At 36.6% G+C, this 23,682-nt stretch carries 20 protein-coding genes and 1 other annotated feature; of the genes, 10 read left to right on the forward strand and 10 right to left on the reverse strand.

Annotated elements, in window-relative coordinates; all coding sequences use genetic code 11:
* The gene (locus tag ACB089_RS12485; RefSeq protein ID WP_374966689.1) at nt 1–1,182 is read left to right on the forward strand and encodes an aminotransferase class I/II-fold pyridoxal phosphate-dependent enzyme; all 1,182 of its coding nucleotides are present in this window, start codon (nt 1–3) and stop codon (nt 1,180–1,182) included.
* A 31-nt stretch (nt 1,183–1,213) separates the two neighbouring features.
* On the opposite strand, the gene ACB089_RS12490 is transcribed toward ACB089_RS12485, so the two are convergent.
* The gene (locus ACB089_RS12490) at nt 1,214–1,684 is read right to left on the reverse strand and encodes an NUDIX hydrolase (RefSeq protein WP_374966690.1); all 471 of its coding nucleotides are present in this window, start codon (nt 1,682–1,684) and stop codon (nt 1,214–1,216) included.
* A gap of 290 nt (nt 1,685–1,974) precedes the next feature.
* Here ACB089_RS12490 and ACB089_RS12495 point away from each other — a divergent pair, with 290 nt between their 5' ends.
* Nucleotides 1,975–2,844: an alpha/beta fold hydrolase gene (locus ACB089_RS12495; protein WP_374966691.1), complete on the forward strand. Its 870-nt coding sequence runs from the start codon at nt 1,975–1,977 to the stop codon at nt 2,842–2,844.
* A 94-nt stretch (nt 2,845–2,938) separates the two neighbouring features.
* Here ACB089_RS12495 and ACB089_RS12500 read toward each other — a convergent pair whose 3' ends face one another.
* On the reverse strand, nt 2,939–4,138 hold the full coding sequence (locus tag ACB089_RS12500; RefSeq protein ID WP_374966692.1) for an AI-2E family transporter: 1,200 nt from the start codon (nt 4,136–4,138) through the stop codon (nt 2,939–2,941).
* Between the two features lie 64 nt (nt 4,139–4,202).
* Nucleotides 4,203–5,153 (reverse strand): LCP family protein, encoded by a 951-nt coding sequence (locus ACB089_RS12505; RefSeq protein ID WP_374966693.1) that lies wholly within the window; start codon nt 5,151–5,153, stop codon nt 4,203–4,205.
* 178 nt (nt 5,154–5,331) lie between these two features.
* On the opposite strand from ACB089_RS12505, the gene msrA reads away from it, so the two are divergent.
* On the forward strand, nt 5,332–5,856 hold the full coding sequence (msrA, locus tag ACB089_RS12510) for a peptide-methionine (S)-S-oxide reductase MsrA (RefSeq protein ID WP_374966694.1): 525 nt from the start codon (nt 5,332–5,334) through the stop codon (nt 5,854–5,856).
* A gap of 776 nt (nt 5,857–6,632) precedes the next feature.
* Here the strand turns inward: msrA and recQ are convergent.
* The 5 genes from recQ to ACB089_RS12535 form a co-directional block, all read right to left on the reverse strand.
* Nucleotides 6,633–8,411, reverse strand: a complete 1,779-nt coding sequence (recQ, locus tag ACB089_RS12515) for a DNA helicase RecQ (RefSeq protein WP_374966695.1) — start codon at nt 8,409–8,411, stop codon at nt 6,633–6,635.
* An 8-nt stretch (nt 8,412–8,419) separates the two neighbouring features.
* Nucleotides 8,420–9,547, reverse strand: a complete 1,128-nt coding sequence (locus ACB089_RS12520; protein ID WP_374966696.1) for a hypothetical protein — start codon at nt 9,545–9,547, stop codon at nt 8,420–8,422.
* A gap of 424 nt (nt 9,548–9,971) precedes the next feature.
* A complete protein-coding gene (locus ACB089_RS12525; protein WP_374966697.1) occupies nt 9,972–11,150 on the reverse strand; it encodes a CynX/NimT family MFS transporter in 1,179 nt (392 codons plus the stop codon).
* A gap of 169 nt (nt 11,151–11,319) precedes the next feature.
* Nucleotides 11,320–12,993 carry an arginine--tRNA ligase gene (gene argS / locus ACB089_RS12530; protein WP_374966698.1) on the reverse strand — a complete coding sequence of 558 codons (1,674 nt, stop codon included), beginning with the start codon at nt 12,991–12,993 and terminating at the stop codon, nt 11,320–11,322.
* 182 nt (nt 12,994–13,175) lie between these two features.
* Nucleotides 13,176–13,395 (reverse strand) — a binding site (T-box leader).
* A gap of 375 nt (nt 13,396–13,770) precedes the next feature.
* Nucleotides 13,771–14,616, reverse strand: coding sequence for a hypothetical protein (locus ACB089_RS12535; RefSeq protein ID WP_374966699.1), 846 nt, complete (start codon nt 14,614–14,616; stop codon nt 13,771–13,773).
* 348 nt (nt 14,617–14,964) lie between these two features.
* Between ACB089_RS12535 and ACB089_RS12540 the strand changes: the two genes are divergently transcribed.
* The 5 genes from ACB089_RS12540 to ACB089_RS12560 all read left to right on the forward strand — a co-directional run bounded on the left by ACB089_RS12540 (nt 14,965) and on the right by ACB089_RS12560 (nt 19,121).
* Nucleotides 14,965–15,132: a hypothetical protein gene (locus tag ACB089_RS12540; RefSeq protein WP_374966700.1), complete on the forward strand. Its 168-nt coding sequence runs from the start codon at nt 14,965–14,967 to the stop codon at nt 15,130–15,132.
* 73 nt (nt 15,133–15,205) lie between these two features.
* A complete protein-coding gene (locus ACB089_RS12545; protein WP_374966701.1) occupies nt 15,206–15,757 on the forward strand; it encodes a sigma-70 family RNA polymerase sigma factor in 552 nt (183 codons plus the stop codon).
* Nucleotides 15,738–16,133 (forward strand): helix-turn-helix transcriptional regulator, encoded by a 396-nt coding sequence (locus ACB089_RS12550; RefSeq protein WP_374966702.1) that lies wholly within the window; start codon nt 15,738–15,740, stop codon nt 16,131–16,133. Before ACB089_RS12545 ends, ACB089_RS12550 begins: the two co-directional genes overlap by 20 nt.
* Nucleotides 16,120–17,358, forward strand: a complete 1,239-nt coding sequence (locus ACB089_RS12555) for an FtsW/RodA/SpoVE family cell cycle protein (protein WP_374966703.1) — start codon at nt 16,120–16,122, stop codon at nt 17,356–17,358. Before ACB089_RS12550 ends, ACB089_RS12555 begins: the two co-directional genes overlap by 14 nt.
* Before the next feature lie 302 nt (nt 17,359–17,660).
* Entirely contained in the window at nt 17,661–19,121 is a 1,461-nt protein-coding gene (locus ACB089_RS12560; protein WP_374964340.1) for an IS1182 family transposase, read from the forward strand.
* Between the two features lie 131 nt (nt 19,122–19,252).
* On the opposite strand, the gene ACB089_RS12565 is transcribed toward ACB089_RS12560, so the two are convergent.
* Nucleotides 19,253–20,107: an excalibur calcium-binding domain-containing protein gene (locus ACB089_RS12565; RefSeq protein ID WP_374966704.1), complete on the reverse strand. Its 855-nt coding sequence runs from the start codon at nt 20,105–20,107 to the stop codon at nt 19,253–19,255.
* Nucleotides 20,108–20,926: 819 nt separating this feature from the next.
* On the opposite strand from ACB089_RS12565, the gene ACB089_RS12570 reads away from it, so the two are divergent.
* Nucleotides 20,927–21,133, forward strand: a complete 207-nt coding sequence (locus ACB089_RS12570) for a DUF3923 family protein (RefSeq protein ID WP_374967556.1) — start codon at nt 20,927–20,929, stop codon at nt 21,131–21,133.
* 339 nt (nt 21,134–21,472) lie between these two features.
* Here the strand turns inward: ACB089_RS12570 and ACB089_RS12575 are convergent, their stop codons facing one another.
* Nucleotides 21,473–21,700 carry a hypothetical protein gene (locus ACB089_RS12575; protein WP_374966705.1) on the reverse strand — a complete coding sequence of 76 codons (228 nt, stop codon included), beginning with the start codon at nt 21,698–21,700 and terminating at the stop codon, nt 21,473–21,475.
* Between the two features lie 279 nt (nt 21,701–21,979).
* Here ACB089_RS12575 and ACB089_RS12580 point away from each other — a divergent pair, with 279 nt between their 5' ends.
* A complete protein-coding gene (locus ACB089_RS12580; protein ID WP_374966706.1) occupies nt 21,980–23,584 on the forward strand; it encodes an ABC-F family ATP-binding cassette domain-containing protein in 1,605 nt (534 codons plus the stop codon).
* Nucleotides 23,585–23,682 lie beyond the last annotated feature (98 nt).

Consider the following 23,682-nt stretch of genomic DNA (forward strand, 5'->3'; position numbering starts at 1 on the left):
TTGAAAATCGTACCATCTAAAAAAATGTCTTTATTTACACCAGCAATTTTCGGAGATTTAAAAAAACATGCTAAACAACAAGAAGCTAAAGGTATGACAATGATTGATTTAAGCTTAGGTAGCCCTGACCTTCCCCCACACGCTAAAATCCGTGAGCATTTATCCTATAGAGCAAGTTTAGCAGAATCTTACGGGTATACATTAACAGGCACACAACGTTTTTATGAAGCCGTTAGCCGCTATTATAAACGTCGTAGTAATGTAGATTTAGATCCCGCTTCTGAAATCATTCAAACGATTGGCTCTCAAGAGGGCTTAGTGCATTTACCAATCGCCTTTTGTGACCCAGGTGACATCGTACTATCCACAAACCCAGCTTACGTTGCCTATGATGCAGGGATTCATTTAGCAGGTGCAACTCCATACTATATGCCACAAACAGCTGACAACGACTATTTACCAGATCTTGACGCTGTACCTGAAGAAATTGCGCAAAAAGCAAAACTACTGATTTTAAACTTACCAGGTAACCCAGTGCCTGCAATGCCTTCATTAGCTTATTTTGAAAAGGTCATTGCCTTTGCGAAAAAATACAACATCATCGTCTTACATGATGCGGCTTACTCTGAGTTCTATTTTTCAGGTGATGGCCCAATTAGCTTCCTAGCCGCTCCCGGAGCAAAAGAAGTTGGGATGGAAATTAACTCTTTATCGAAAAGCTTTAGCCTAGCGGGTACACGTATCGCTTATATCGCCGGCAACGCTGAAATGATTGACATCATCAAGCAATTAAAATCAAACCTAGACTTCGGTATTTTCGAGCCGATTCAAGATGCTGCGGTCGTAGCGCTTGATAATGCAGAAGAAATTACAGCAAGTTTACGTGAAACATTCTCAGAACGTCATAAAACACTAATGAATGGCTTACGTGATTTAGGATGGGATGCAGCCCCTTCTGACGGTGGCATGTTCGTCTGGGCAAAATATCCGTACAACATTGACTGTACAGAGCTAGCTTTTAAACTAATTGAGCAAGCCGGCATTGTGACAGTTCCTGGTACAGTATTCGGCTCTGCTGGACAGGGCTATTTACGTTTAGCCTTAGTACAACCAAAAGAATTGTTACAGGAAGCTGTTGATCGATTAGCACAAGTACAAGTACAAGTAACACTACAAAAATAAACACGTAAACAATTTGAAAACCCTTCTAACTTTACTTGTTGGAAGGGTTTTTGCTGTAGCTTACTATGTAATCATCTAGTATCGGTCGATCAGGTGGACTAATATTTTTGGGTAAATCATCTAAAGGGAAAAATTGAAGCATCGTTGCCTCGTTACTATCATGAGTGAGTAAACCACTATATTTTTGACATTCAAAAGCTGTAACTACGTTATAAACTTCATCACCATGAGGATATTGATAATAAAATTCTTGTCCCGAATAAGTATTCATTAATTTTAGATTTTTAGCTGTAAGCCCTGTTTCTTCAAATAATTCTCGATGGGCGACTTGTTCTAAAGTTTCACCTAGCTCCATTGAACCACCAATCAAGCCCCAACACCCGTTGTCTATTCGAAGCTGTAATAAAACTTGTTGAAGATTATTGATGACTAATACACAAGCACCGCACATGATTAATGGTCTACTTCCAACTACTTTACGCAAATCCTTTATATATCCCATAAAGCCCTCCTTATAAGTTAAGACATGATTTGAACCAACTGTTTATTTCCAATTTTTGTGATATAATTAACCTTAGAAAAGTGGAATATTTACCAAACATTACTAACCTTAATATTAAAATACCTCAAAAAAATTGACGTTTCAAGTATAACCCACAACCAAAATGCAATATTCCTAAGATACAACTTCTACATGAACTCGTATCTTACAAACTATACAACGCATTTAAAAAGTATTTATAGCTATTGCTATATTTTTTTTTCACTCTAAATAAGAAAGGATGAAGTCTTTTGCTGAGAGAAATGATTAAAACAGATCGTGGAGAATTTGAAGTATTTATTGGTGGAAAAGGCAAAGACCCAATTTGCATAGCACATTTATACCAAGAATTTTTATCTGGTAAAGAGCCATATTCCGCTGCAATTGGAGAATGTTATAAAGTAATATTAGTAAATTTTAAAAATACGGGGTCTTCCACTAAAATTAAATCAAAAAAAGATTTAAGCATGGAAGAAACTGTGAAAGATTTAGAAAGTATTCGTAAGGAACTTAAATATTCTAATTGGGCTTTTGCTGGACACTCAACAGGAGGTTTTTTAGGTTTAACTTATCTTTCTATATATCCAGACAAACTATCTGAAATTATTTTATGTGGTACAGCAGTATCAAATAGAATAAACCGATCTAAAAACAATTTATTCAATGTGGAAAATGGTAAATACAAAAAAGATATGATAAAAATCTTCTTTAAAATGTTACCTTTTATGAGTAAGAAAAATAAAGAATCTGCAGCAAAAAAATTCTTCGAGTTATGCATTCATGCTAAAGAAAAAGTTGATGAATACTACAAAGAAATGCAATTCGTCGCTATTAATAAATCAAGAATGGCAGCTTATTCATCTGAATTACGTTATTATGATGTCAGTGAAACCATAAATAATAACCCGGTTCCGTCTTTAATCTTATGCGGAAAATATGATGTTCAATGTCCTATTGAATTTTCTGAAGAACTACATAACCTGTTGCCTAATTCAAGCCTTCAAATATTCGAAAATAGTAACCACTTCCCTTTTATTGAAGAACATGAAAAATTTTTAGATGCACTACATACTTTTACAAATCGACTAACTTCAAACACTTCTCCCCCTATAAAAAAATGACACAGTTGCTTTCATTCCTTCACTTTGAATAAGCTTGTGAACTTTGATTTCAATCAAAAAACAGTTACTGCACTTTCGCAGTAACTGTCTCTTCTTACACCTCATATTTTTGCTGTTCCTCATCTTCGTAACGATTATAACGTTGCTTAAATAGCTTAAATAAATGTGTCACAAGTACTTTTAAGATGGCATAGCCTGGAATCCCTAAAATAACACCTGGTACGCCAAATAATGAACCTGCCGTTAATAACACAAAAATAATTGTAATTGGATGGATACTTAGTGATTTACCCATAATTTGAGGAGAAATGAATTTCCCTTCAATCAGCTGTACAACTGTCCATACAATGGCTAATTTAAAGAGCATGAACGGTGATGTTACAAGAGCGATAATGACAGCCGGTGTAATCGCAATGACTGGCCCTAAGTATGGAACCACACTCGTAATCATCGCAAGGAACCCAAGCAATAAAGCATATTTCATACCGATAATTAAAAAGCCGATTGTTACCATTGAACCGATACACATGGATACTAAAATTTGCCCCTGTATGTATGAACTAATTTGCTTGTCCATATCGTGGAAAATTTCATGTACTTCTTTACGCATACGTGGTGGGCATGCTTTTAAAATAAAATTCGGTAGTTTTTCACCATCTTTAAGTAAGTAAAATAAAATAAATGGCACCGTCACTAATGACAGAACAATACCCGTTAATGTTGAAACGAAGCCAGTAATACCAGATGCTACGCCTTGCGCTAAGTTGGTAGCCGTATCTTTTACTGTTTTCACCATATCCGTAGTAAAGTTCTTCACTACTTCATTATAGTTAAAATTCATTTTATCTAAGTACTCAGTAATGCGTGAATTATTGAGATAATCAACCGTATTTTGCGTTAACGCCATAAAATACTCTGGGAATTCCTTTGCTAAATTAGTAAACTGGTCTCTCAAAAACGGATAGACAAGTAATACTAATAACGTTAATATGCCAATTACAGCGATATACAGTAGTAAAATACCCCAAATTCTTGGGATACGCCACCTTTCTAAAAGCCCTAATAATGGGCGTAATAAATAATACGCAATACCGGCAAGTACCCCTGGTAGAATTACTACCTGAAATAAAACCTTTAGCGGGGTAAATATAAAGGCAACTTTTTGGAACATAAAAATAACGCACGCAAGTAATACTAAAATAATTAGTGTAAAAAATAAGTTTTTACCACCTAAAAAGCGAATAAACTTCGTTGAAAAGAAATTGGATCGCTCTCTTGGTCTTTCTTTTTCCATGTACTCACCCCAATACAAATCCTATACCTTTATTTTACAAGAAAATATTAGCTTTGGCGAAACATCACTCCAAAGAAATACCTAAAAATTTACGTAAAAATTCTTTGTTTTTCTCTACATCAATAACGATTGAATCACCAGCATGACTAAAGTATTTGTAACTAAAGCTACCTTCAATTGGAATCGTTGCTTTTTCTATGTTGACTTTACCTTTAGACACCATTTTAAGCACTTGCTGAACCTCTTCTTTAGATGAAAGGTCGGTTGTTATATAGCCTTGTGCCGCACCAACGAATTTTGGTATATTCACTATATTTTGAGGCGCTAATATTTCATTCTTTAAGGCTTCGATAACTTTTTGCTGACGTGCGACACGACCAAAATCGCCTTCAGCATCGTGGCGGAATCGTGCATAGCCAAGTAACTCTTTCCCATTTAAGTTTTGCTCACCTTGCTTTAATGAAACGCCAATTTTTTCAGACATATCCTTCTCTACATCGATTTTCACTCCATTTGGCGCTAAAATATCGACAAGTGATTCAAAATTTTTGAAATCGACAATCGCATAATGATGAATCGGAAGACCAAACATATTGCTAATCGTATCCTTTAATAATTGAACACCACCTAAATAGTAAGCCGTGTTTAGCTTATAGGATTGGTAACCAGGGATATCCGCATAAATATCTCGCATAAATGATACGAGTTTGACATCATTTGTTTTCTTGTTCCAAGACAATACCATCATTGTATCTGTTCGTGATTTCTCTTCACCACGTGTATCGATTCCTAATAATAAATAGTTTTCAATATCGCCTTTTACTGTGTCGCCGCTGAAATCTTCCTGAGCTACCTTTGTATCGCTTGCTAATTCTAGCCCATTTTGATATTGCGTAACAGCATAGCCCACGCCGCCAATGACACAGAGTAATAACAATGTGAACAATACTCTCCCTTTTCGCAATCGACGTTTTTTGGGACGTTGCGAGCGTCTTGTATAATCTTGCTCTTCCATAACTAGTAACTCCTCTATTTTTTATAGTTAATGTAACGATTCATCGTAAGGAAAGTTTCATTTTAAACGTTGCTGCGCCTATCATCAACTACCTATTCGTTATTTTACACCTAAAATGCCAATAACGAGCAAAATAATGCTATAATTTCTTCAAAATAGAGTAGAAAGGATGATCAATATGATTGAAAAAGCAACGTTTGCAGGCGGCTGTTTTTGGTGTATGGTTAAGCCATTTGTTGAATGGGATGGTATACATAAGGTTACTTCTGGCTACATGGGTGGCCATTTAAAAAATCCTACTTATGAGGATGTCAAGAAAGGTACTTCTGGGCATTTAGAAGTAATCGAAATCGAATTCGATCCTAGCGTTTTTAGTTATGAGCAGCTTCTTGATATTTACTGGATGCAAATCGATCCAACGGATGCCCATGGTCAATTCCATGACCGTGGTGAATCATACTCGACGGCAATCTTCACTTATTCAAACGAGCAAAAGCGCATTGCCGAATTATCCAAGGAAAAACTAGCAAAAAGTGGTCGCTTTATTAAACCTATTGTAACCACAATTCGCGATGCCAAACAGTTCTATCCAGCAGAAGATTATCATCAGGACTATTATAAAAAAGAGTCGGAGCATTATGAGAAAGATCGTACGCTTTCAGGTCGAGATCAGTTCATCACTGAGCATTGGGAAAAATACTGACAAAAGAAATTCCATTTTGATTGCTAACTCACCTATTTTACTCAGGGTATAAACGTGTTCTAAATAGATTTTTTATTTTTCTTTTAAAAGCGTGTATAAAAAATAATCAACGATCTATACTATTAAAGATTTCACTTCCAAATCCAATGACAAGGAGGGTTAACCCGATGAGTGGGGCTGACCGGTAACTCAGAAGGACCATCAAAGCTGAATGAAGCTAAAGCACAGTTGTCTTAAAATTTAAGATCAATGCGGAAGCGAGGCAGTGTGTCATGGAGCACTTTAAGTAAGTGAGAATCAGGCCTGGGATTTATTCCCGGGTTTTTATTTTTTTCGATATTGTAGCTTTGATTTATTTGAGGTAATTTTTCCAATAAATATTAAGTAAAATTGTACTTAAACTAACGGTATAGTTGAAGAATAAACGGTCTATACTATTAAAGATTTCACTTCAAATCCAATGACAAGGAGGGTTAACCCGATGAGTGGGGCTGACCGGTAACTCAGAAGGACCATCAAAGCTGAATAAAGCTAAAGCACAGTTTTCTTAAAAAAATTTAAGATTCAATGCGGAAGCGAGGCAGTGTGTCATGGAGCACTATAAGTAAGTGAGAATCAAACCCGGAAAATTTTTTCCGGGTTTTTTGTTTTTGTTGATTTAAGGACATCATGACATTCGACCATCAAGTTGAGTAAGTTCACATCTACTTTACAAGAAAAAAAAGTGCCTAATTCTTTTGAATTAAGCACTGCCTTTTTTCCTTTATCACTTTCAACTAACTATTTGGTGTTGTTTTCAAAAAAGACTGAAGGGCATCGAAGAAACGCTTGCCGTATTTTTCGAATTTTACTTCACCAATCCCACTAACATGTCGCAGCCCTTCAAGCTCCATTGGCTTTTTGTCGCATAGCTCACGTAATGTTTTATCCGAGAACACAACAAATGGTGGTACCTGTTCTTCATCAGCAATCTCTTTACGCAATACTCGTAAATGCTCAAATAACGGGTCATTTTCTGCGAGTTTACGCACAGTAACCGCTTCTTTTCGCATAACCGTTCGATTACCCATTAGCACTTCTTTGCCTTCCTCAGGTACATAAATAGTTGGAAACGTGCCATGCTTAACAGCCAGTAAACCTTCAGCGATTAAAAATTCTATAAAGCTTGAGACATCCTTCGAGGAGTATTGGCCTTTTAAAATGCCATAGGTAGACAGCCTTGCAAAGCCAAATTCAGTCATTTTTTGATTTTTGGAGCCAATTAGCACTTGAGCCACCATCGTCTTGCCGAATTTTTGCCCCATCCTTACGACACAGGCTAACACCTTTTGTGCATCTACTGTCACATCTTTGACTTCCCGTCCATCATTACAATTACTACAACGACTACAAGGCACGCCTGCTTCTTCGCCAAAATACGTTAAGATCGCATTTTGTAAACAGCCTTCTGTATGACAATAGTCAACCATCGTTTGTAGCTTTGCTAGTTCCTGCGTAATGCGAGCTTCATCCTGCGTCTGTTCAATTAAAAAGCGTTGTGTTTGGACATCCCCTGATGCATACAGCAAAATACAGGCGCTTGGTAAGCCATCGCGTCCTGCACGCCCCGCTTCCTGATAATAGCTCTCCATATTGCGAGGCATTTGATAATGAATGACAAAGCGTACATTACTCTTATCAATCCCCATTCCAAATGCATTGGTTGCTACCATAATCCGCGCCTCATCTTTTAAAAAGCGCTCCTGCTCTGACGTACGCATGTCCTCTGGTAGTCCCGCATGATATTTAGCAACAGATTCGCCCAAACGACTTAAAAGCTCATAGATGGCGTCTACTGCTTTTCGAGTCGCTGCATAAATAATGCCCGCTTCATTTTTATTTTTCACTAAATAATCTTTAATGTAACGTTCTTTATTTTCACCAATTAACACAGAGAAAGCTAAATTATCACGCGAAAAGCCAGTGATCACCGTTGAATGCTCGTCAATTTCTAATAATTGTCTAATATCATCACAAACTGCTGGTGTAGCTGTTGCAGTTAGTGCTAGGACTGTAGGCTTTTGGGGCCATAATGTAAATAATTTTTGAATTGCTCGGTAGCTTGGTCTAAAATCATGCCCCCACTGAGATATACAGTGTGCTTCATCTATAGCAAGCAATGGCACAGATAAATTCGCTAATACTTGTAAAAACGTTGCACTCTCTAATCGCTCTGGCGCTATATAAAGCAGCTTTAAATAACCTGCACTCGCAAGCTGGATTGTTTCATTCACTTCTTGTACAGATAAGGTGCTATTAATATAAGCGGCCGGAATATTGGCGGCACGTAATGCTTCTACCTGATCTTGCATAAGAGAAATTAAGGGGGATATGACGACTGTGAGCCCATCTAGCATCAGTGCTGGAATTTGATAGCAAATTGATTTACCTCCGCCAGTTGGCATCACACAAAGACTTGATTGACCTCGTAATGTTTGCTCTATAATTGGTGCCTGTCCATTGCGAAATGAATCATAGCCAAAATGATGTTGTAGCATTTGTCTTGCTTGCTCCATCCAACTTTTCACTCCTCAGTTGTTAGACGAATAAGCTTATACTCGCCCTGTTCATTTTTATTTATTTCATATACCATCATAGAATTTGCAAGTGCTTCTTGACCAGCAGCATTCGTTAGTACATATTCCGTTTTTGCACGAACTACAATAGTTTGTCCATCCATTTTGATGTTTTTAATCGTCGTATTGGAAAATTGAATTTTCGCGTGTTTGGATTCATAATACGCAACCATATTATTCAGTGTGCTTTGTAACTCGTCTGTACCTGCGAAAGGTTTCATTACACTAGCATCATAAATCTCAACAGCTGCTTGTAAATGCTTATGAAATGTATCTATAAATAGTTTTACTTCATCACTATTATAAGCAAAAATGTTCTTTCCATATCGGTCAATAGCTTGCTGGACGGCTTCTTTGTCACCCTGTTCTATATATGGATATAAATTTTTTGACTGAGATAGCCGATCTCTTGTCTTCATACCTTCTTCAATCCATTCATCTAAAACCTGCTCAATATCTTTAAATGGCAGTATGTACGGCTGTGAAACATCGTTTTGCTGGCGTTTAAAATAGATGCCTACAATTTCACCACTCTCCGCTTCTAGAACAGGGCTCCCTAAAGGTATGTTTTGTTCTGCATCTATGTAATAAGCTGCTTTTCTGTCACTATATTTGTTAATGACGTGCGGTAAACTATCGACAAAAACAGCTAATTGATTTAATTCCCCGTTATAAACAGTTGGCACCTTTACCGATGCCTTGTATGTAACTTCTAAAATGGCGATATTATATGCTGTAGACATATAGTGCACATTGGCTTCCACAAGCTTATTATTATTAAATTGGACGAGAGCAGCTGGCTTTGAAGCTACGAGCGCACCATTTGTTACAATATAAAGCTTCGCGTCCTCTTTTTTAACAATAATGCCTGCACCGATTCCGTTCTCTCCAACTATTTTTACTTCTGGTACAATTTTTTCTTCTTTCTTCATAACAACTTTTTCCGATTTTACCTCGGCCTTTTTAGTATGAAACATTTCTGCCAATGAATCATTTTCACAGCCTGTTAATAGTAAAGCTGTTGCTCCAAGAATGAGCATCTTTTTCCGCATACGTTCACCAAAACTTTCTATCAATTATGCCTCGACATAATTGTGTCTGGATTCGGCTTTGTGCTTAGGCCTGCTGGATGCAGGTCAGTTAGCCATTATCGCATGGATGCGATGATTTTAGGCTAACATCCTTTATTAACACCATTCCGAATTCGTGACATCCGCCAGAGGCTATAAATTCTTTTAACGGATGTTTGGACAATCGCTAAAAGAAGTTAATTTCTTTCTTCTCTATCATAAACAAGGTTTTTATACGTTTCAAGTTTACATAATAATATTATTAGTTTAGACTTGTTGTGAAAATACTACTCATCCCTTTTATTCAATTCGTTATACCTATAAAAAACGATTCTTTTCTAGCTTTGCTATGAAAAATGACTTATAAATCGCGTTTGAAATATTATTTATAAAAAAAAGACATGCGCGTAAATTCTCGCATGCCTCAAAATTATTTTTTCTTTAGAAATATTGTAGTAGCTACTATGCCAAGCATTAACAGCATAAATATGGCATAGGTAAATGTATGATTACCCGTCACATCATAGCAATAGCCAATTAGTATAGGAATGATGGCACTTATCATAAAGCCTCCGGAAAGCACCATTGATGACCAGCTATTGGCCTCCTCATCATTTTTTGCCTCGTCCAATGGTAACAAAAGACCAATTGGAAATAAGCCACTTAAAACGATCCCTATTATTAATACGGCAATCCACAACATAGCACCTGAACTTAACCATAGTAGTGCAAAGCCGATAATACCTAGGATTCCTAAAGAGAAAAGCCAACCCATTCGATTCGCCCACTTCTCCATTAGTATAGGGACAGAGATATTTCCAATCATTTGAACGATTGACATAAATGTTAGCATAGAACTTGCAGCGACAAGTGAATAGCCCTTATCCTGTATCATCGGTACTAGCCAAGACATCATTGAGAAAAACAACGATGTTTGTAAACCAAAATAAATTAAAATAGTCCAAGCACGAACATTTTTCCATGGATTTCGCGCATCATTTTCACTCAATACATCTGTTTCTGATAACTCATCCTGGTCTTTTTGTATTGTCAGTAACCAAATGACAAGAGCGATCATTGCTAGTACTGCCCAACTGCCGAGCGCCATTGTCCAGCTCTCATGAAAACGATTATAAAATGTTACTGTTAGTGCTGCACTTAATGTCGCCCCTGTTCCTATTCCAAATGAATAAATCCCTACAACTGTTGTAAAACGGGTCGGGAATTTCTTTTTTATATAGGCATTTAACATGGGACCAATTAGCGCAATGGCAAACCCTGCAGCAAAGCTTGTGACCACAAGTAGTCCATAGCTTTCTTTAAAAAAGCGTAGCCCATTTGCTAATGCGATGATGATTAGTAGTAGCGTGATTGCTGTTTTTGTTCCGAGTTTCCTTTGTAAGGGTACTGCGAATGGTGCAAAGAGTCCCATACAAAACACCGGAATAGACGTTAAAAAGCTCATTTTTGTATTGGATACATGGAGTGACTCCAAAAGTACATTAAATAGTGGTCCAATTCCTGTGACTGCTGGCCGCATATTGAGTGCAACGAAAAAAATACTGACAATCACAAGTAGCGCGGAAACACGCCATTGCTTTTTCTTCATACTTTCTAAAAACCTTCTCTCTATATATTTCGAAAAATCCCACTAAAGTCTAACATGCTGATAAGACCTTAAATTTCACACTATTTCCTTGTACCATTTTTTCTAGTTGCGGTCAATTTCATATCAATAAATGACTGAAAATGCATCTACAACGATGATATAGAAGCGCCTACATATTTTTAGGTGCTTCAATTCCTAACACTGCTAACGATTCTTTTAAAACAACAGATACACATTGACAAAATGCTAATCGTGAACTTCTTTGGTTGTCATCGACCAATACTTTATTTTGCGCATAATATTTATTAAATAGACGCGCTAATTGTATGGCATATTTAGCAATTTGTTTTGGATCTGCTTGCTCAAAAGCGTTGGTAATTACATTGGGAAACTGTTCTAGTAATAAAATGACTGGCCATGCTTGCTCACCTAATGTTTCACAAGAAACTTCGTTACCGTTGTATTCTGCTTTTTCTAATAGAGATGAAATACGTGCATAAGTATATTGTATATATGGCCCTGTTTCTCCCTCAAAATTCATCATGTGCTCAATGGAAAACTCAATATCGTGTAGACGATCATTTTTCAAATCGTTAAAAATGACCGCTCCAACACCGACCTGATGTGCGATGCTATCTTTCTGCTCAAGCATTGGATTTTTTTCATCGATATTTCGCTTCGCTGTAGCAATCGCTTCCTTCAGTACATCTGCTAAAAGAACAATCTTGCCTTTACGCGTCGACATTTTTTTCCCCTCTTGCAGAATCATCCCGAAAGGAACATGCTGTAAGTCTTTTGCCCAATTGTACCCCATCTTTTCAATAACCTTAAATAATTGGGTAAAGTGAAGAGATTGTTCATTCCCTACAACATAAAATATTTTTTTAGGGTCATATTTTTTTTGTCGATAAAAAGCGGCTGCTAAATCACGAGTAGCATAAAGCGTAGCACCATCTGTTTTAGTTATTAAGCATGGCGGCATTTTGTCTAATTCAACGACATACGCACCATCCGATTTCACTAGCAGTTGTTTTTCTTCCAGCTCTTTCACAACAGCAGCCATTTTATCATTGTAAAAAGCTTCCCCATCGAATGAATCAAAATCAATGCCCAGCAGTTGATAAATGGTCTTGAATTCTACAAGTGATGCATCTCTAAACCATTGCCAAAGAGCTAATGTCTCTTCATCCCCATCCTCTAATGCTTTAAATGCGGCACGTGCCTGTTCATTGAGTGTGTCATCCTGCTCCGCCTCTTCATGAAACTGCACATATATTTTTAATAATTCCTTTATGGGAGCAGCTTCAATTTTTTGTCGATCTCCCCATTTTTTATAGGCCACGATTAATTTTCCAAACTGTGTTCCCCAGTCCCCTAAATGATTAATACGAATTGCTTTATAGCCATTTTTCTCGGCAATGTTTGCTAAAGCATTACCGATTACTGTAGAACGTAAATGGCCCATTGAAAAAGGCTTCGCTATATTAGGGGAAGAAAAATCAAAAACTACATTTCCTTTTGGTTCCTGTTGGGTTCCATATAAATTTTTTTCTTTTACTATTTGACTAAGCACCTGTTTTGTAATCATCGGCTGATGGTAAAAAATATTGACGTAACCACCTACTACTTGAACATCTTGCACTTTTTCACAACGTATATTGTTTTTAATTTCGGAAGCGATACTGTGAGGCGATTTCCCTAATTTCTTAGCTAGTATAAAGCATGGAAATGCCACATCCCATAAGTCCAATTTTTTCGGTTTCTCCAGTAAATGTTGAATTTCGTTGACAGAAAGCTCATTCTTTAATGCCTCAGCAATGCTTTTCGCGATTTGTGTATGCATGTTTTTTTCTCCTCCCAATATATAATCAATTTTGCCTTGGCGTAATAACGTCCGGAGGCATTATCATCATTCAGTAGCGGGTTGGAAACTCACTGAAAAGGAACCACATCCCCTTTTCATCTCTTACCTTTAGAGATAAGCGTTTTCTGCTGAATGAAGATAAAAAAAGCCCTCGTCTCTAAAATAGAGACGAGAGCATAGTTATCCCGTGGTACCACTCTAGTTGCCATATTATATGACCACTTTCCGTTGTTAACGAGGTGACTCCCCGGTATTCTCTACAACTCATTCGAGAACCTTCTCCAAAGTGCGTTTCATTTATGGCTGCTGCATTAGGCTCACACCGTCCCTAATTCGCTTTCCAGTCCCACCATAAACTACTCTCTTTTTCATCGAATTTAACAGTAATTTTGAAATATTTTACATGCTCGATTTTCTAAAGTCAATGGTTTTTTCTGAATTATTCGATTTAATTAAACAACGCCAAAACATCTTCTCAGGGCAATGGAGAGTAATTTCTGTAATGTTTTTCGCGCAAATAAAATTTAGCTAGATTGCTCTCTTTATATTTGAGCGTTGTACTTAGCACTCTTTACTCATTAAAAATTATCAGCTGAATAGTTTACAATGACACTTTTTTCAGCCCGCCATATATTTTTAACTTTCTTTTTCTTAATGTCATAGTATGAAAGTACGCTCTCTTTAGGTATTTTCAAAATGCTATAACCCTTTTCTTCATCAATCACACTAGATAAGAAATAAAATCCTTCTTTTTTTTCATCGAATTTCGGAGCGAATTTTCGAATAAATACCACTACGATCTAGTAAAGGCACTACCTTTTTTGTTTTAATATCTATTTCTACAACGTGCGAAATAGGACTGTCTACAGCTTCATCATAGCTGATGATAACCGAACTAGCATCTGGCGCCAATGATGCTCCACTTATAAATCTCTCAACATCGGCTATATGTTTCTTTTTTTGTCCTTCAATATCATAAATATCTAAACTGTATTTGGTCGGTTGTAATTTCGTTTGATTTTTATTAGCCACGTCAAGTTTCTTCTGATGTTCGTCCTGGGAGAAAGATACTACAATTAATTGATTATTGTTTGGGTTATAATTAAAATCTAAAACACTTCTATCCTTATTTTCTTCTTCCCATATCTGTATTTTCTGTGTTTCAAGATTATAGGTAGCCATATGAAAATTTTTAAATTCATCTCTTAATAATACTCTCATAAAGATCATTTTTTGTTCTTTGTCTATTTGGATAAAATCGACGTTATTAAAGACCGTGGTTAACTGTTTCATTTGATTAGTATTTAGGTCATTTTCAAATAATTGTATTGTACGATCTGATATACCATCTGCAAAATACAATTTATTATTACCTTCAGAATAAGCGAAAGCAGTATAATCTGCTGTTTCCTTACTTAATAATGATTTACTTTTATTTTGAATCTGGTCGTATTGATAAAATGTAAACATCAAGCTTTTAGGATCAAAAACATTTATGTAAAGCTTAGATTCGGAAGGACTATTAGCAATTGAAAATATTTTATTACTAAAGACTATACAAATAAATACAATAATTATCAAAAAAACGAAAAATTTATTCAAAGTTTACCCCTCTTCCTAATAGTTTTGATTCTTTATACACTCTTTTGGAGGTACTTCCATTAGAACTTTTACCATTGGAACATACTTCTAATACTGTACCCCTCTCATCAAATATCTAGAATTCTTTCCAAAACAATTCCTATACAAAAGCCTATAAAATCATTGCCTATCATTCAATTCATTTAATAATGAAGTAGTGTAGTTGATTTTTTATTTAATAAAGGCTCACCACCAAAAGTTGTGGATGACATTTGTTAAAACGTATGCTTTGTATATTAGTTGATTGGAGTGGAGACTGGGCGACTCCTTGGGGATTAGCGTCACAGATGAGACCCTGAGGCCAACACGATGTTGGTCACGAAGGCATTGTCACAGGACGTGACGAACTTAGCCTTCGTTCCTTTAGCGAGTGAAGCGGCTCATCGGACGCCCCCAGGAAGCTTTGCTCTGTGCGAAAGCGAAGCGGCAGCAACAAAGCGCCCAGTCGGTACGGAAATCAACCACACGTTATGGTGATGATCCATAATAAAAACAAAACCGGTACTATTTGGCAGTCGTCTAATGTATGAACAGGTAAGGAGGGATGAAAATGGAGGAAACGATTCAAATAAGCGCATTATCACGAAATCAGGTAATTGAGGAGCTAATGACAGATTATGGTCAAGAGGTTCTACAGCTCGTTTATACATATGTTCATGATGCGGCCCTTGCTGAGGATTTAACACAAGAGATTTTTATAAAGTGCTATAAGGCCCTTCCTAGCTACCGAGGGAACGCCAGTATGAAGACTTGGTTGTGGCGTATTGCTATTAATCATTCAAAGGACTATCTCAAGAGCTGGTACAAGAAAAACGTTGATGTTACCGAAATGAATGTGTTAGCGGAAACACTGGAAACGGATAATTTGTTAGAACACGTCGTTCAAAATAGTGAGGACGAGGCGTTGTTTGACTTTGTGATGGAACTCCCTGTTAAGTATCGTGAAGTGATTTACTTTTATTATTTTGAGGAGTATTCGGTTCAGGAAATTGCCAGTATTTTATCAATGAATAAAAATACGGTGAAAACGAGACTTCATAAGGCACGTACTTTGTTACAAAAAGCGTTAGGAGGGAATCCATTTGACGGAAACACGTTTTAAACAAGCGATGAAAAATCAGTTTAAAAAAGTGCAGTTTACAGAAAAACATCGGGAAGCGATACGTAAAGGAATTCATGAGGAATTTTCTGATCAAATGCTATTATCGATGCTACAAACGACACGCACAGGCTATGAGCTCACGCAGCTACTTTATACTAACAACAAACAGACAGTCCATTTAAATGAAGGGATGATTTATGCCATGCTTCATCGCCTCGAACAACAGCAGCTAGTCGTTAGTGAATGGCAGGAGAACGAAAAACGATATGTACTTTCTAATAAGGGCGTCAAGCTATTGACAAAGCTTAACAAAGAAGCGCACAACCTCCCTTCTATTCAGCAAGTATTGAAGGAGGCACGCTATGCGAACGATTAAGGACTATATTCAACACGTAAAGGGACATATTCGCAATAAGGAGGCACATGATTCGGTTGAAAAGGAGTTGACGTATCATTTAGCGAAGTCGAAGCAGGCTTGGCAGGAAAATGGATACAACGATACCGATGCGGAACATCAGGCGGTGCTTGAAATGGGTAATGCAACGAAACTTGGTATCTCGCTCAATCAGATACATCAGCCGAAAATCGATTGGCTACTAGTTATTCCATTTGTGCTGGCAGCGATGTGTAGCTTTTTAACGCTCCTACCAGCTGAGCTCTCGTTACGAGATTTTATCATGCGTAATATCGTTATTGTTATTGCTGGCATTGCTGTGGCGATGTTCTTAATGCGATTCGATTGTCGCAAGCTTGAGCGCTATTCCACGCATATGTATATACTTGCATGTCTTTTGTTTCTCATTGTCTTAAATGGGAACGAAGCGATCAATGGTGTAATTTTCTTTAAAGCAGGTCCTCTTGAAATTCAAGGTTGGATGACGTTGCCTCTCTTTTTAATTTCTTTTGCTGGGCTTTTCGCTAAACAAAAAAAATCATTATGGTTTCTACTTATTCTTTATGCGATAGGCGTATATTTTTACATGCGATTATCGGACATTTCTTTACTCAGTACCTATACAGCGATTGTTGCCACATTATTTTTTACAAGCAGCTTTTCTCGTAAGCACAAGCTAGCCATTACTGCAGCATTTAGTTTTCTATTTGTTGTTTTTATCGGATACTTAATGGTTGCGCCATTAGAACCGTATCAGCTTGCACGAATGAAGACGATCTTTACACCAGGTTTAGAAGATTCTTCTAACGTACTATTTATTTCAACTGCGATGAAGGACCTCACTTGGTTTGGCTCCAGCAGTCAAACATTTGCGGGTGGAGCACATACTGATTTTGTATTACTCACGATTTTACAATCGTATGGGATTATTGCAGGAGTAATCGTTTTATGTATTCTTGGCTTCATTATTTACCGTATAGCACACACACTAGGTTTCATTCATAACGAATATGGTCGTTTATTAATTATAGGTGGGCTTGCCTTTGTAACAACACAAATTGTCTACCAAGTATTCATGTTATTTGGCCTTGTACCCGTTATGTCAATGCCAATCCCATTTATTAGCTATGGTCTTTTCCCAATGCTACTAGGAAGCGTTGCTATCGGCTTGACGCTGAGTATTTATCGAAGAAAATCATATATTTAAAAAATCGAGCATTATTAACTTAAATAATTTATCAAAAAAAGCTACCCAATTACAGGAGGGCACTGAAAAAGTCTATATCTTCTCACATTGTGACTCTACTGTTGTTTTCCGAAGCATTCCGCTCGCTTTCCGCGGGCGAGCGCCGAGCCTCCTCCTACACTTCGCTTCGTGCGGGGTCTCGTCTGTCTCGCTTTCCCGCAGGAGTCGAGCGATGCTTCTCCAAACAACGCAATGTTTCACACTATTATTTTAGTCACGCTTTCCTTTATAATAAAAGAATTAATGTGCAGGTGGTGCCCCCCATGATTTCAAATCAAGAAACCCTTAATTTAAGTCCATATATGGCGATCTACGATATTGTTGTGCCAAAAGATAATATACTTCGCCAAATCAATGAACTTGTTGATTTTTCATTCATTTTAGAAGAGTTAAAAACAAAATATTGTTTAGACAATGGACGTAATGCCATTCCTCCAATTCGTATGTTTAAGTACTTATTATTAAAAGCAATTTATGATGTATCAGACGTCGACCTTGTAGAGCGTTCGAAGTACGATATGTCATTTAAATATTTCTTGGATATGGCGCCAGAAGATCCAGTCATTGATTCAAGTTCGCTTACAAAATTTCGTCGGCTTCGTCTTCAAGACGTAAGCTTATTAGACATGCTCATTGGGAAAACAGTTGAGATCGCATTGGAGAAAAAAATCATCAACAGTCAAACGATTATTGTGGATGCCACACATACAAAAGCACGTTACAACCAAAAAACGCCTAAAGAATTTTTACAAGAGAAATCAAAAAACGCTCGAAAAGCTGTCTACAAAATTGACGAATCGATGAAAGACAAATTCCCCACAAAGACCACTTCTAACGAAGTAAAGGATGAGTTAACTTACTGTAAGGAAGTTATTTCAGTCATTGAAAAGGAACCACAAATTGCACAAATGCCATCTGTCAAAGAAAAGCTGAATGTTTTAAAAGAAGTCGTAGAAGATTTCCAAGAACATCTAAATTACTCTTCTGATGCGGATGCGCAAAAAGGGCATAAGACGTCGGAATCTTCTTTCTTCGGGTATAAGACACATATCGCGTTGAGTGATGAACGTATTATTACAGCGGCTGTCATTACAACAGGTGAAAAAAGCGATGGAAAATATCTTCAAGAGTTAATTGAAAAAAGCACACAAGCAGGTATGAAAATTAATACAGTTATTGGAGACGCAGCTTACTCTGAAAAGGCAAATATCGAATATACAAAAGAAGAGAAAATCGCGCTTGTGGCAAAGTTGAATCCTATTCTTACACAAGGACCACGAAAAGAAGAAGACAAGTTTGAGTTTAATAAAGACGCTGGAATGTTTGTTTGTAAGGCCGGTCATCTCGCGACAAGAAAAGCACGTACGGGTAAAAAAGGAACGAGTAAGAGTCAAAGTCAGACATATTATTTTGACATTGAAAAATGCAAAGTATGTCCAATGAGAGAGGGCTGTTATAAAAAAGGCGCAAAAAGTAAAACATATTCTGTCACAATTAAGTCGGATACACATGCCGAACAAGAGGCATTTCAAAATACGGAAGCATTTAAGCAATTAGCCGCAAATCGCTACAAAGTAGAAGCGAAGAATAGTGAATTAAAAAACGGACACGGGTACGATACGGCATCGACTGCGGGTCTATTTGGCATGGAAATTCAAGGTGCTACAACGATATTCGCTGTCAATTTGAAACGGATATTAAAGTTACTAAACGAAAATGAATAAGGAATAGAGACAGAAATAAGGCACTTCCTGTTCAACATTGAACAAGAAGTGCCTTATTTTTATCTGAGAAAGGTTCGCTTTTATGAAAACGTAAGTTTTTCAGTGCCCTCAATTACAGGTAGCTTTTTTTTTTATCTTTCACAAGCCCATCCATCTCCATCACGATCATGCTTTTTTTCATAAGCTGGGTGATCGCTACCTACTCCATTTGGATGATCCTTACGAAGTTCTGTACAATTTTTGTATTTTGACTTACTTCCGTTTGAAGGTTTTGATGAGCTACTTGACCCATTACTAGTATTAGCCGATGGATTTTTAGAAGTTAAATGTGAATCTATTACATAACCTCCGTACAATGGCGTTGTTACAAATGACCAACCAGCAATTGTAGAATGAACTAAAACTTCTTCGTTTTTCGAAAGTTCTCCGATATTATCTCCAGAAGGACTAGCGATATTTCTAACAACAAGACCTTGTGTTACGACATATTTTGTTGTTGGTTTAGATTCACTCATAAAACTTGTAGTAGCATAGCCAATGACATTACCGTATTGTACCAATGACCATCCGTTTCCAACAGAACCGAAGTCTTTCACAACCATTTTATGTTGTAGAGTCGCAACTGTTTTTCCGTTCAATGATGGTGTTTGTTTCACTACCAAACCACTTTTAGAACTAGCTATCTGAATACCGTATAGAGCATCATCAAGTGCAATATCAGCTATATAGCCATTTACTATTTTCCCATCTCTATTTAGATAGGATATACGTGAAAATGTACCATTATGTCCCTCGCTGATTTGTGTTACAAGCGTTCCTTCTGTCACAGTTCCTAATACTTTTGAGGATGCATCGGGTTTTTCATATACTTCAATAGATGGACTTGTAATAACTTTAACTTCTTTAAATGAGCTCGCATCAGCTACCTCAAAATTGAATGCTAAAAGTAACATAACGAATAATGCTGCGATTGTTTTCAGTTTCATTGTTTCCTCCTACTATTTATGTCTAGTATATTTTTTGCTATCTTTCTTTTTGCGTCTGTTTGAAAATAATGTAAGAATACTTATCATAATAACTATACGTATTTCGAAATGAAGTAACTCAGCTATTTGTCACAAGCCAATCCATTTACCATTACAGTCAGACTTTTGTTAAATTTCCCCTCCTTTAAATTCATTATACATAAATAGTTTCCAAAATTGGTTGATTCAGTAACATTTTACAAGAAACTAGGACAAATCATTAATTTTACGATAAACGTTCATTCAATAATGTTTATAGACGTAAGGAACATATTTCATGATGTTCGATCAAGTTAACGCAGAATTGGATTAGATAAGTGCTGTCATCTAGCTATATCGAGGATTTTTGGGTGCTTGAATAACAAAGTCTTGCAAGAACTAATTTAAATAACAGACATAAATGAAATATTTAAGATTAAGGAACAGATAACTACTATTGGTTGTCTGTTTTTTGCATTTATTTTTGTGAATGATAAGGAAATCAGTCTTAAGGCTGAGTGGTAGCACCGACTCAAGTTCGTTGCCGATAAAAAGAAGAAGAATTATAATCAAACCACAAAAGGAAAAAAATGAAAAAAACACTGCGATTCATCACCAAAAGTCGAAGGTGATATTTGTTTAAGCGTATAAATTTTAAAATGCGCGGTGATTTCGTTCCTGGTTTCTCCAAAGTGATTACTGGAAGCCCTTAGAAAGTGCCCCGCTGGAACGGAAAACAACTCTAATTTATGGTGATGAACCAAATACAATTATAGAGAGAGGTTGATTATTATTAAAATCATGTGGTGGGCTATAAATATTGTGTGGCTATTTATTTTTGCTGTTGGAGCAATATTTATAGGAGTAAGAGAAGTCGATGCTGCAGGAGTAGTTCAAACGCCAGAAATTAAAATGATATCATTCGCAGTTTTGGTTATTGTATTTATAGTGGTTGTACTGTTTCAACTGATTTTTCTTTTTTTTGTTAGAAAAAGTACAACGCAATAATTCAACAAAAAGACAATTTTGACTCAGCGTTGCTCTTACTAGTTTTTCTAAGTCACTTCAATAAGTGGCTTTTTTATATGCACTAATGTACTGTCCGGATTGCATGACATGGACACAATCACAGAAACAATAATATTTGCTAAATTAGGAGCAATGCCTAAACAGATCCAATTGTTTGATGCTACGCTAACAAATCAAGGCGAAACATTACTTGCTATATGTGCATCTGTTAAAGGAACGAAAACCCTTTTAATATCTTTTCTTTTTCTATATCATACTCGAACTTTCGAGACATAATAAAAAGCCACACCTGATTTGGATGTGACTAAATACATTGGATTAATCAAATGTTAAAACATCTTTTTCTACTACTACCTTATAAACATCTTTCGTACTAATTAAAATCGTTTTATAATTTTCTGTCTCCGTAAATGAATACCAGGGTTTCTCATTGAATCTATTCGACATTTCTTCTGTAAATGTTTCTTGTTCAATATTTGTCTTGATTTTATAATCTTCTTCACGACCTTCGTCAAAGTAAAACTTCATTGTATATTCATACTCCATTAGTCAACACCTCCATTCACCTACACGATAGTATAAATGGAATGTACTATAATTATACTAAGAGACTACCGATTCAGTAGCACATGCAAGCGTACATGCCTTTGATGATACTTTTTCAGTGTATTGCATCGTACGCATAATATTAATGTGGTTTATCTTGATGTAATTCGTACTGTAAATAATTTATATAACGTCAAACGTTGATTTAATAATGTTTATAGACTATGGAACATATTTCATGATATACTAGGTGCATTGTGAAAAAAAGGAGGAACTTGCATGATTCAAGTAAGTAATGTAGGTCTTCGCTATGGCGATCGTAAACTATTTGAAGACGTAAATATAAAATTCACACCGGGGAATTGCTACGGTTTAATCGGAGCAAATGGTGCTGGTAAATCAACATTTTTAAAAATTCTTTCTGGTGAAATTGAAGCGCAAGAAGGTCACGTATCAATGGGTAAGGACGAACGTTTATCAGTCCTTAAACAAAACCACTTTGAATACGATGAATACAATGTATTAGATACAGTTGTTATGGGGAACAAACGTCTTTGGGAAGTAAAAGCTGAAAAAGACGCTATCTATGCAAAAGAAGACTTTTCTGATGAGGATGGCATGCGTGCTGCTGAATTAGAGGGTGAATTCGCTGACCTAAATGGTTGGGAAGCTGACTCAGAAGCTGCAACATTATTAAACGGGTTAGGGATTGGCGACGAGCTTCACTATATGTTAATGGCTGATCTTGAAGGTTCTGACAAAGTCAAAGTATTATTAGCACAAGCTTTATTTGGTAAACCAGACGTTCTATTACTAGATGAGCCTACCAACCACCTTGACTTAAAAGCAATCCAATGGTTAGAAGAATTCTTAATTAACTTTGAAAATACGGTTATTGTTGTATCCCATGACCGTCACTTCTTAAATAAAGTATGTACGCATATCGCGGATTTAGACTTCTCTAAAATCCAATTATATGTTGGTAACTATGACTTCTGGTATGAGTCTAGCCAATTAGCACAAAAAATGATGGCAGACCAAAACAAGAAGAAAGAAGAAAAAATTAAAGAGCTACAAGCATTCGTTGCTCGTTTCTCTGCGAACGCTTCGAAATCTAGCCAAGCGACTTCTCGTAAGAAAATGTTGGATAAAATCGAGCTTGACGACATTAAACCTTCTAGCCGTAAATATCCATTCATTAACTTCCAAACTGGACGTGAGATCGGTAACGATGTGTTAACAGTGGAAGGTCTTACAGCAAGCAATGAAGGCGAAACACTATTTAAAGATATTCGCTTTTCAATGAACAAAGATGATAAAATCATTTTACTTGGTAATCCAATGGCCAAAACGGCTCTTCTTGATATTCTAATGGATGAAAGAAAAGCAGATGCTGGTACGTTCAAATGGGGCGTAACAACTTCTCAAAGTTACTTTGAAAATGATCACGATAAATACTTCGAAGGTTCAGAGAAATCATTAGTGGAATGGTTACGCCAATACTCTCCTGATGATGAAACAGAAAGCTTCTTACGCGGCTTCTTAGGTCGTATGCTATTCTCTGGTGAGGAAGTAAAGAAATCCCCTTCTGTCCTATCAGGGGGAGAAAAAGTTCGTTGTATGTTATCTAAAATGATGCTTGCCACAGCAAACGTTGTTTTACTAGATGAACCAACGAACCACCTTGACCTTGAATCTATTCAAGCACTAAACGAAGGACTTATGCGCTTCAAAGGCGCGATGCTCTTCACATCTCATGACCATCAGTTCATCCAAACAATTGCGAACCGTGTCATCGAAATCCGTGAAGACGGCACAATTTTAGATAAACTATTAACTTATGATGAGTTCTTAGAGTGGAAAGATAGCCAAGGCTTAAACTAATGCACAAAACAGGGTTCTCCTATTCAAAAAGGAGAACCCTGTTATTTTATGAAGTAAATGAATCATGTTATTTTATGAAGTAAATGAATCATGTTGAA

This window comes from Lysinibacillus sp. RS10 (assembly GCF_041956855.1).
Taxonomy (GTDB): domain Bacteria; phylum Bacillota; class Bacilli; order Bacillales_A; family Planococcaceae; genus Lysinibacillus; species Lysinibacillus xylanilyticus_A.

Coding starts and splice junctions, on each gene's coding strand:
- ACB089_RS12490 (WP_374966690.1), bottom strand. CDS start 1,684: ATGGGATATATAAAGGATTTGCGTAAAGTAGTTGGAAGTAGACCATTA.
- ACB089_RS12500 (WP_374966692.1), bottom strand. CDS start 4,138: ATGGAAAAAGAAAGACCAAGAGAGCGATCCAATTTCTTTTCAACGAAG.
- ACB089_RS12505 (WP_374966693.1), bottom strand. CDS start 5,153: ATGGAAGAGCAAGATTATACAAGACGCTCGCAACGTCCCAAAAAACGT.
- msrA (WP_374966694.1), top strand. CDS start 5,332: ATGATTGAAAAAGCAACGTTTGCAGGCGGCTGTTTTTGGTGTATGGTT.
- recQ (WP_374966695.1), bottom strand. CDS start 8,411: ATGGAGCAAGCAAGACAAATGCTACAACATCATTTTGGCTATGATTCA.
- ACB089_RS12525 (WP_374966697.1), bottom strand. CDS start 11,150: ATGAAGAAAAAGCAATGGCGTGTTTCCGCGCTACTTGTGATTGTCAGT.
- argS (WP_374966698.1), bottom strand. CDS start 12,993: ATGCATACACAAATCGCGAAAAGCATTGCTGAGGCATTAAAGAATGAG.
- ACB089_RS12540 (WP_374966700.1), top strand. CDS start 14,965: ATGTTGGTCACGAAGGCATTGTCACAGGACGTGACGAACTTAGCCTTC.
- ACB089_RS12545 (WP_374966701.1), top strand. CDS start 15,206: ATGGAGGAAACGATTCAAATAAGCGCATTATCACGAAATCAGGTAATT.
- ACB089_RS12555 (WP_374966703.1), top strand. CDS start 16,120: ATGCGAACGATTAAGGACTATATTCAACACGTAAAGGGACATATTCGC.
- ACB089_RS12560 (WP_374964340.1), top strand. CDS start 17,661: ATGATTTCAAATCAAGAAACCCTTAATTTAAGTCCATATATGGCGATC.
- ACB089_RS12565 (WP_374966704.1), bottom strand. CDS start 20,107: ATGAAACTGAAAACAATCGCAGCATTATTCGTTATGTTACTTTTAGCA.
- ACB089_RS12570 (WP_374967556.1), top strand. CDS start 20,927: ATGTGGTGGGCTATAAATATTGTGTGGCTATTTATTTTTGCTGTTGGA.
- ACB089_RS12575 (WP_374966705.1), bottom strand. CDS start 21,700: ATGGAGTATGAATATACAATGAAGTTTTACTTTGACGAAGGTCGTGAA.
- ACB089_RS12580 (WP_374966706.1), top strand. CDS start 21,980: ATGATTCAAGTAAGTAATGTAGGTCTTCGCTATGGCGATCGTAAACTA.